Raw genomic sequence first — 7,398 nt, 5'->3', positions numbered from 1 at the left:
GGGGAGCAAGGGGTGCGGGGCCGAGTTCGCCGCTTGCGGCGGCGTCCCGTGTGACTGGTGGATCAGATTAGCCTTGCGCGGCATCGGCATGGGTTGCGATCAGACCCCGCTTGCCGGAATGCCCGAGCGCTCGACCTTGCGGGGAGCGGTGATCTCCTTCCAGGTCGAGAGCGCCTTGGCGACCGCGGTGACGGGCTCGCGTTTCACGAACTCACCGTGGCCCTCGCGGGTCTTCATCGTGTCTTCCTCGACCACCACAACGCCGCGGCTCAGCGTGAAGCGCGGCAGGCCGGTGACCTGCTTGCCCTCGAAGACGTTGTAGTCGATCGCCGATTGCTGGCTCTTGGCCGAGATGGTCTTCGAGCGCTTCGGGTCCCAGACCACCAGGTCGGCATCGGCGCCAACCAGGATGGCGCCCTTGCGCGGGTAGATGTTGAGGATCTTGGCAATGTTCGTCGAGGTGACGGCGACGAACTCGTTCATCGTCAGGCGGCCGGTATTGACGCCGTGGGTCCAGAGCATCGGCAGGCGGTCCTGCAGGCCGCCGGTGCCGTTGGGGATCTTGGTGAAATCGCCGACCCCGAAGCGCTTCTGGTCGGTGGTGAAGGCGCAATGGTCGGTGGCGACCACCTGCAGCGAACCGGAGGCGAGGCCGGCCCAGAGACTGTCCTGATGCTGCTTGTTGCGGAACGGCGGCGACATGACGCGGCGGGCGGCGTGGTCCCAGTCCTTGTCGAAATATTCGCTCTCATCCAGCGTCAGGTGCTGGATCAGCGGTTCGCCATAGGCGCGGATGCCCTTCTGGCGGGCGCGGCGGATGGCTTCGTGGGCCTGTTCGCAGGAGGTGTGGACGATATAGACGGGGCAGCCGGCCATGTCGGCGATCATGATGGCGCGGTTGGTGGCTTCGCCCTCGACTTCTGCGGGGCGGGAATAGGCGTGGGCCTCGGGGCCGTTATTGCCTTCGGCGAGCAGCTTTGATGACATCGAGGCGACGATATCGCCGTTTTCGGCGTGCACCAGCGGCAGGGCGCCAAGCTCGGCGCAGCGCTGGAACGAGGCGAACATCTCGTCGTCATTGACCATCAGCGAGCCCTTGTAGGCCATGAAGTGCTTGAAGGTGTTGATGCCCTTGTCCTCGACGATGGTCTTCATCTCGTTGAAGACCTGCTCGCTCCACCAGGTGATCGCCATGTGAAAGGAATAGTCGCAATTGGCGCGGGTGGACTTGTTGTCCCACATGGTCAGCGCTTCGAGCAGCGACTGGCCGGGCGCGGGAAGGGCGAAATCGACCACCATCGTCGTGCCGCCGGCCACCGCCGCACGCGTGCCGCTGTCGAAATCGTCGGCGGAATAGGTGCCCATGAACGGCATTTCGAGGTGGGTGTGCGGATCGATCCCCCCCGGCATGATATAGCAACCCGAGGCATCCAGCGTTTCGGTGCCCGAGAGGTTCGGACCGATCTCGACGATCTTGCCGCCATCGACCTTCACGTCCGCCTTGTAGGTCAGGTCGGCGGTGACGACGGTGCCGTTCTTGATGACTGTGCTCATTGGTGGAGTTCCCTCTTGTTTTTTATAGGTACGGCTGGCGAATAGAAGCCTGAGGCCGGGTCCGCTTCAAGCTTGCCGTTCAGCGCCGCGAGGATTGTTTCCAGCACGGACATGCGCGCCCGGGAAATATCGTGGTTCCAGAACCTCAGCACGGAATAGTCCTGCGCATTCAGCCAAGCCGTCCGCTTCATGTCATCGCGGTTTTCGGCATGGTGGAAACCGTCGATCTCGACGATGAGCTGCTTTTCGCGGCAGACGAAATCGACGATGTAAGGCCCCAGGGGAATTTGCCGGGCAAACTTGAAGCCGTTCAGACGACGCGCGCGTAGGTCGCTCCAGAGGTTATACTCTTCTTCAGTCTCGTTTTGTCGAAGATGTCTGGCAAAGGCAGTCTTGCCTGAATGGCGTTTGGTGACATCGTCCTTCGGCATCCGCGGCGCCCCCTCATCCGACCCTTCGGGCCACCTTCTCCCCGGTGGGGAGAAGGGAAAAGCAGCCAGCGTCGCCAATCCTCCCTTCTCCCCTCGGGGAGAAGGTGCCCGTAGGGCGGATGAGGGGGCCACGCGTGCTGAAATTGCCATTATCCGGCGCTCCCCGCGGCGAAATTGGTGCTGGGAACTAATCGACGAACTGGATGATTTCCACTTATCTGCCGATGAACGGAGCTACGCTTCGACGAGTTCCAGCCGCTTCTCGATACGCAGGACACGGTCGTCCAGCCGATCAAGCCGCGTCGAGATGCTGGCATATTGATGTTCGAGTATGCCGAGGCGCTGCTTGACCTCCTGCATGTCGTCAGAAAGCCTTTCAACAGTGCCACGGATGGCACGCAGATGCTCAAGCACGAGGTTGTCGATCGACATGCGCCAGCCTCCGTTGGCAGGAACTGAGCCGTGGAATATACGAGCAATTGGCTCACGCCACAATCTCCGCCGTCTCGACCACCGCATGGAACAGCACGTCCGCACCGGCCGAGGCCCAGTCCTTTGAGATCTCCTCGGCCTCGTTGTGGCTGAGGCCGCCGACGCAGGGGCACATGATCATGGTTGCGGGTGCCACCTTGGCGGCCCAGCAGGCGTCGTGGCCGGCGCCGGAGATGATGTTCATGTGGCTGTAGCCGAGGCGTTCGGCGGCGTTGCGGACGGATTCCACCAGTTTCGGGTCGAAGGTCACCGGGTCGAAATGGCCGACGGCTTCGACCGCGTAGCCAACGCCGAGCTCGGCGCAGATCACTTCGGCTTCCTGCTCGATCTTGGCGCGCATGCGGTCGAGCTTGTCCTGGCTTGGGGTGCGGATATCGACGGTGAAGACGACCTTGCCGGGGAGGACGTTGCGGGAGTTGGGCGAGAAGAACACCTGGCCGACGCCGCCAACGGCGCCCGGCTGTTCGCTCATGGCGACGCCCTGGACCATCTCGACGATGCGCGACATGGCGAGACCCGCGTTTACGCGCAGGTTCATCGGGGTCGAGCCGGTGTGGGCTTCGCGGCCGGTGAGGGTGAATTCCAGCCACCACAGGCCCTGGCAGTGGGTGACGACGCCAATCTGCTTGTCCTCGGCTTCGAGAATCGGGCCCTGCTCGATGTGATATTCGAAGTAGGCGTGCATCTTGCGGGCACCGACCTGTTCCTCGCCGAGCCAGCCGATGCGCTTCAGCTCGTCGCCATAGGTTTTGCCCTCGGGGTCCTTGCGCTCATAGGCGTAGTCGAGCGAATGGACGCCGGCGAAGACACCGGAGGCGAGCATGGCGGGCGCAAAACGGGCGCCTTCCTCGTTGGCCCAGTTGGTGACAACAACAGGGTGCTTCGTCCTGATGCCGAGGTCGTTCATGGTGCGCACAACCTCAAGTGCTGCAAGCACGCCGAGCACGCCGTCATACTTGCCGCCGGTCGGCTGGGTGTCGAGGTGCGAGCCGATGTAGACGGGCAGCGCCTGCGGATCGGTGCCGGGACGGGTGGCGAACATCGTGCCCATCTGGTCGACGCCCATGGTCATGCCGGCCTCGTCGCACCATGTCTTGAAGAGGCTTCGCCCCTCTGCGTCGGCGTCGGTGAGCGTCTGGCGGTTGTTGCCGCCGGCGATCCCGGGGCCGATCTTTGCCATATCCATCAGACTGTCCCAGAGACGGTCCGCGTTGACGCGCATGTTCTCGCCTGGTGCTGCCACCATATCCGTATTCCTCACCAGTTTTTGCGATCCATGCAAAGCGCATGGCCGCTTGTTCCCTTGGTCAGTTTCGAGCGCTTTTGTTTGTTTTATTAGCGCTGGAAAATCGTCAGTTGCCTTTGTTTTGCTTCTGACGGATAATTTGACCGACTGGTAAACATTACAACTTCCGGCGTCGGGCTCAAGGCGAAAATCAGGAAAAATACAGACAAAATTAGGTGCAGATGCTCATTTTTACGGCGGGTTGGCCCCGTCGCCAAAACTTGAGTGATACGGTTGAATTTGAAAGAGAAAAAACACGCCCATGGCCATACCGAGAGCCGCGAAAACGCAGCGCCGCACGCGCATTCAGGAAGAGAAGGAAGAGCAGATCCTGGAAGCGGCGCTCGACGTGTTTGCCGTCAGCGGCTTCAGGGGCTCGACCATCGACCAGATCGCCGAGGTGGCGGGCATGTCGAAACCGAACCTGCTCTATTACTTTCGCACCAAGGAGGCGATGCACCGCTCGCTGATCGACCGGGTGCTGTTTACTTGGCTCGAGCCCTTGCGGGCTTTCGACGCCGAGGGCAATCCGGAGAACGAGATCCGCAGCTACATCAGGCGCAAGCTGGAAATGGCGCGCGATTTTCCGCGCGAGAGCCGGTTGTTTGCCAACGAGGTGCTGCAGGGCGCGCCGCACATCGAAGACGAGCTGAAGGGGCCACTGAAGGAACTGGTCGATGAGAAGGCCGAGGTGATCAGGGTCTGGGCGAAGGCTGGCAAGATTGCCAAGTGCGATCCCTACCACCTGATCTTCTCGATCTGGTCGACGACGCAGCACTATGCCGACTTCGACGTGCAGGTGCGTGCCGTGCTTGGCCAGGGCAAGGCCGGCGAGGGGCGGTTCGAGGATGCGGCGCGCTTCCTCGAACAGTTGTTCATCAATGGGCTGAAGGGCCACGCGCCACAGTCAGAATCATGATCTGACGATCGGGACGATGCGGGCTAGGGCGTTGGCGATGCTTTCGATCGTATAGGGCTTCTGCAGCAGATTGGCGCCGAGCGGGCCGTAGGACTGCGATACGCCTTCGCCGTAGCCTGTGGCGAGGATCAGCGGCGTTCCCTTGGCGGCCAGCCTTTCGGCAACCGGGATACTGGTTTCTTCCCCGAGATGGACGTCCAGCACCGCAAGGTCGAAGTGCCGGCTTTCGATGGCTGCCAGTGCCTGCGACACGTTTGGGGCCAGCGCCACATGGCGGGCGCCCAGCTGCAGGAAGATGTCCTCGCCATCCATGGCAATGATCAGGTTGTCTTCGACCAGCAGAATATCGAGGCCATCAAGCGGCTTGTCCTCGATGGTTTCCAGCGCGGCGTTTGCCGATAGCGTTGCATGTTCAGGGACCAGCGATAGAGCGCCTTCGGCAAAGGTCGCGAATTTCGCCGGAATGGAAAAATACGCCTGCAGGCCCGCGGGTTCGTAGCGAACCTCTGCCTTGCCGCCGAGTTCATAGGGGATCGAGCGGCGGATGATCGTGGTGCCGAAGCCCTGGCGGGTCGGCTGACTGACCGGCGGGCCGTCACTTTCGCGCCAATCGATGACGAGGTTGCCGTGATCGTCCTTCACCCAATCGACGGCGACGGTGCCGCTGTCGCAGAGGCTGCCGTATTTTGCGCTGTTGGTGACCAGTTCGTGGAATACCAGCGCGGCGATCGAGAAGGCCTGTGGGGCGAGCAACACTTCCGGGCCGTTCATGATAATGCGGGCGGCGCTCTTGCCGAGGTAGGCAGCGGCCTCTGCGTGCAGAAGTGCGCGCAACGGGGCGGGTGCCCAGTGATCGCGGGTGATCTGGTCATGGGCGCGCGACAGCGCCTGCACCCGGCCTTCGAGATGGCCGATGAACTCGTCGGTGCTGTCGGTGGTGCCGCGCGACTGGCGGATCAGGCCGCTGATCAGGCTGAGGATGTTGCGGACGCGGTGGTTCAGTTCGGCGATCAGCACCTCCTGCCGCTCGTTGGCCTGCTGGCGCACAGCGTTGGCTTCGTCGGTCAGGCGCAGGACGACCTCGATCAGCGTGACGCGGATGGTTTCGGCGACCCGGCGCTCGGCGGACGAGAAGGGGTGCGAATGATGGCGCACCAGCTCCGACCACGTCTCGAAGCTCTTGCGCGGCGTCAGCCGCGGGCCGTTCGGGCCATATTCCACCGGCTTGTGGGGGTCTCCGGCCCAGCGGACCGAGCGGACGATCTCCTGGCGGAACAGCACCACGTAGTCACGCGGCGAGCGGGAGATCGGGATGGCGATCAGCCCGGCGACGATATCGCCCGGCACGACACCTGGCCAGGTCTCGACGATGCTGTCGGTGGAAAACACGCGGCCGGCGGAATTGCGGTTGAGGATGCGGACAAGTTCGGCGAACTGGCCATGCGATGGCGTCAGGCCGTTCAATGCGGAGCGACCGTTGATGCAGACGCCGATACCGTCGGCGGGGATGGCGTCGGCCAGCGCATCGATCAGCCAGGAGGGATCGTCGAGCAGGCTGGCATTGTCGGCAACGGAGGTCAGCAGGCGATCGGCGATCTGTCGCGCCTTGGTTTCGAATTCCAGCGCCAGGCGGCGCTCGCGGCTTTCCAGCCGCGAGGCAAACATCTGCCCGAACAGCTCGGCGGTGGTGCGGCGCTCGAAGGAGGGCAGGCGGGCGGAATAGTGGTGGCAGGCAAACAGCCCCCAGAGCTTGCCATCGACGACGATAGAAATCGACAGCGAGGCGCCGACGCCCATGTTCTTCAGATATTCGATATGGATCGGCGACACCGAGCGCAGGATCGACATCGACAGATCGAGCGAGCGGCCGTTGGCATCGATCTCGGGCATCAGCGGCACGTTGACGGCGTCGATATCGGCGATGATGCGGAACAGGTTGCGGGTGTAAAGTGCGCGGGCCTGAACAGGAATGTCGGAGGCCGGGTAGTGCAGGCCAAGGAACGAGCCGATGCCGGCGCGGGCCGCTTCCGCCACCACTTCGCCAGCGCCGCTTTCATCGAAGCGATAGACCATGACGCGATCAAAGCCCGTCAGTGCACGGGCCTGCCGGGCGCCCTCGCGGTAAAAGGCTTCCATTGTCTCCGCATGGTCAAGGCGGGCCATCATGCTGCGGATCGATACCGGGGAACCACCGGCTACCCCTTCCTGCGAAGGCTCGGCTTCGATCACCACCTGTTCGTCGCTCATGTGGACGGCCACGTCGAACAGTGGGCCACCGTCAGAGAGCTCGACGCCGAACAGCCGCTCGACCACATCGGGGCCGCGCATGACGCTCAGCCGGTTGCGCAGCGTGTGCATGGTCTTGGCGCTGATGATGCGCGAGACCGGCTGGCCGATGATCTCCTCGCAGGAGACGCCGACGAATTTTTCGAGGTTGGTGGAGGCGCGTGCCACAAGCCAGTCCGAGGAAACGACGAGCAGGAAGCCGAAGGGCTGGATGGCGCCGAGCCGATGGATCGGTTCGCGGTCACAATTGGTCAGATCAACCTTGCCGAAGTCTTCGCTCACGATATGCCACGCTCCCACGCCCGGCCCGGTCCCGCACCGCGTGGCGCCACAATGGCCGTGGTGGAAAGATTTCGCCCGCGGCCGAGCGGGCTGCTCGCACCAAGGTCAATGAAGAGGACGTCTGCCGCTGCGTGGCAATCGCTGGTCTT

At 62.9% G+C, this 7,398-nt stretch carries 6 protein-coding genes; 1 reads left to right on the top strand and 5 read right to left on the bottom strand.

Translation table 11 applies throughout. From position 1 onward, the window contains the following. Nucleotides 1-99 precede the first annotated feature (99 nt). From hydA to GVL52_RS26850, 4 genes are all read right to left on the bottom strand, one after another. The gene (hydA, locus tag GVL52_RS26865) at nucleotides 100-1,554 is read right to left on the bottom strand and encodes a dihydropyrimidinase (protein WP_160012473.1); all 1,455 of its coding nucleotides are present in this window, start codon (nucleotides 1,552-1,554) and stop codon (nucleotides 100-102) included. Next, the gene (locus GVL52_RS26860; protein ID WP_160012472.1) at nucleotides 1,551-2,135 is read right to left on the bottom strand and encodes an endonuclease domain-containing protein; all 585 of its coding nucleotides are present in this window, start codon (nucleotides 2,133-2,135) and stop codon (nucleotides 1,551-1,553) included. Before GVL52_RS26860 ends, hydA begins: the two co-directional genes overlap by 4 nt. An 84-nt stretch (nucleotides 2,136-2,219) precedes the next feature. Continuing rightward, on the bottom strand, nucleotides 2,220-2,417 hold the full coding sequence (locus GVL52_RS26855) for a hypothetical protein (RefSeq protein ID WP_160012471.1): 198 nt from the start codon (nucleotides 2,415-2,417) through the stop codon (nucleotides 2,220-2,222). 52 nt (nucleotides 2,418-2,469) lie between these two features. After that, nucleotides 2,470-3,723 (bottom strand): Zn-dependent hydrolase, encoded by a 1,254-nt coding sequence (locus GVL52_RS26850; RefSeq protein WP_160012470.1) that lies wholly within the window; start codon nucleotides 3,721-3,723, stop codon nucleotides 2,470-2,472. Between the two features lie 301 nt (nucleotides 3,724-4,024). Between GVL52_RS26850 and GVL52_RS26845 the strand changes: the two genes are divergently transcribed. Further along, nucleotides 4,025-4,681 (top strand): TetR family transcriptional regulator C-terminal domain-containing protein, encoded by a 657-nt coding sequence (locus tag GVL52_RS26845; RefSeq protein WP_160012469.1) that lies wholly within the window; start codon nucleotides 4,025-4,027, stop codon nucleotides 4,679-4,681. Here GVL52_RS26845 and GVL52_RS26840 read toward each other — a convergent pair. Next, entirely contained in the window at nucleotides 4,676-7,249 is a 2,574-nt protein-coding gene (locus GVL52_RS26840) for an HWE histidine kinase domain-containing protein (RefSeq protein WP_160012468.1), read from the bottom strand. The genes GVL52_RS26845 and GVL52_RS26840 overlap by 6 nt on opposite strands. Nucleotides 7,250-7,398 lie beyond the last annotated feature (149 nt).

Source organism: Rhizobium sp. 18055, from assembly GCF_902706285.1.
Taxonomy (GTDB): Bacteria; Pseudomonadota; Alphaproteobacteria; order Rhizobiales; family Rhizobiaceae; genus Rhizobium.
Note: the sequence above shows the minus strand (reverse complement) of the source record. Positions and strands in the feature narration are given on the sequence as shown.